Annotated in this window: 2 protein-coding genes; both read right to left on the reverse strand. The window is 40.2% G+C overall.

All coding sequences use genetic code 11. The features are described 5' to 3' along the window. Nucleotides 1–632: carboxypeptidase-like regulatory domain-containing protein (locus AC1DPQ_RS25790; RefSeq protein WP_477611315.1), on the reverse strand; the 632-nt coding region annotated here is incomplete at its 3' end. A 377-nt stretch (nt 633–1,009) separates the two neighbouring features. Next, nucleotides 1,010–1,585 carry a DUF4256 domain-containing protein gene (locus AC1DPQ_RS25795; RefSeq protein ID WP_477579885.1) on the reverse strand — a complete coding sequence of 192 codons (576 nt, stop codon included), beginning with the start codon at nt 1,583–1,585 and terminating at the stop codon, nt 1,010–1,012. Nucleotides 1,586–2,146 lie beyond the last annotated feature (561 nt).

Here is a 2,146-nt window from a genome sequence, read left to right on the forward strand (position 1 = left end):
ACCGGATTGGTGCGTGTACTGCTTCCAGGCATACCCGAGCTTCCACTTTGCCCACCTAATGAGGGGCTAAAACCAATGGCATCGTTATTAATTGCACCATCAATAGTCACGTTGTTGTATCTAAAGTTTGTTCCTCCAAAGGTATTATCTTTACTGCCTTGAGGAGTAACCCTTGTTACATCCTGTAAGCTGCGGTTCATGGTTGGCAGCGTTTTGATCTGACCTTCGCCGATACTTGTACCCGCACCAGATTTTGTTCCGCCTTTTTGGCCTTTAATACTTACTTCGGCCAATTGGTTACCTTGCTCCTGAAGATCAAGATCGAGCCTTACATCCGAACCTAAGGTTAAATAAATATTCTCTTTTACTACCGGGCTATAACCCACAAAGGTTACAGTAATTTTGTATGGCCCGCCTGGGTTTAAGTTGCCGATACGGTAAAGTCCGTTTTCGTTTGACGAACCTTTAGATACAGTACCTGTTGGAACGTGCATCATCACAATGGTTGCCCCTGGGATGATACCCTTATTATCCTTAATCTTTCCATTAATACTAGATGTTGTAACTTGTGCCTGAGCAAATGTGACCAAGAGCAGCAGAATACTTACTAGGGATAGTATGCGTGATTTCATTTTCTGTTGTTTTATTTTCATGCAAAACAACAGTCCTAATGTTAATTCAATATTAACAATAAATTAAGTTTAACATTACGTTAACAATATGAAAATCAGAACAATACAATAAGAAAACAATTCCTTAACAACCAATATTTCAGGCCGGAATATAATGAAGAACAGAAGGCCCAAAGATGAAAACGAAAGATGAAGATTTGATGAAGTTTCAATTTAGTTCGAAATCCCTAGTCGGGAGTCCAAAGTCGATTAACTGGCCATGCGTTTAGAACTGGACGTTTAACGATGATAACCGGTTTGAACAATTAACAACAGAACAAATTTCTTCTCCCTGTTAACTAATGAACCAATGACAAATGAACCTATAAATTATCAGTTTACACTTTTAACAAACCACGAAATGCCCTTGCAGCATAATACGATTGTGCACCATTGTGGTAAACAAATACATGATCGTAGCGGCGATCGCCGAAAAGGGCACCACCTAATTTTCTAATCTCGGGAGGGGAAACAATCCAGCTTGATGTTTTGGTATCGAATTTTCCGAGTTGCTGCAAAAAACGGTACTGCTCTTCTGTTAAGAGCTCTACCCCCATCGTAGCAGCCATATCAACAGCATTATTTTCCGGTTGGTGCTCTTTTCTCGATTCCAGCCCTTCCAAATCATAACAAATACTCCTACGGCCTTTGGGGCTTTCTGCCGAACAATCGTAAAAAATATATTCACCTGTTTTTTTATCATAATCAACAACATCGGGCTCACCACCAGTTACCTCCATTTCGTCAAGCACCCATAGTTTTTCGGGCCTGGCAACTAACCTTTCTTCTACTTTAGCCCATTCAATACTTTTATGGCGGTCCATGTTTTTCCCGAAACGGACTTTTAAAGTATGGAGTAATTCTTCGGCTTGCACTGCCGACAATTCTTTTTTATTGTTATTTATTTTACTCATCAGGTTTATTTTGGTTAAAATCCTGTCGCCGATAATTATATACTAATCAAATATAAGGCTTATCCTGCCCCTCAATAGCACTTTTTCACTAAATAGTTTTGAAGCGTATTGCCTGTACAAAACACTAAGTTTCTTCCCGTTTTCTGCTTTTACGCTTTCCCGAAAGTTCGGGATACCCCGTTGCTGCAGGGTAACGCTTCAACCGGAGCTAAATGGCTAAGGCAGCTTTTCAATTTGGGGGTTGCAGGGCGCACAAACCCTTGCTCCTAAACCGGATTGCAGCGAACACGAAGTGTAACGGAGTAAAGCGAAAAGCCGGACTGAGGGCCTCCAAGAACCACAAACCGCTCATTTCCTAATTTCAAAAAACACTAATTTCCGTTTGGAGTGCAATGCCTGAGCTATATTCCTAATTAATTATTTACTGCCTTATTTCTTAAATTTAACAAGCGTATCATCAACCAAATGTGTTATTGCTAAAAAATTATCGGCTAACGCTAAAATCTCATCATGAAAATCAATCAGATCCACTTTTACCCAACCTTCCATTAAGGTTAGCGG

The organism is Pedobacter sp. 01T416_2 (assembly GCF_056398925.1).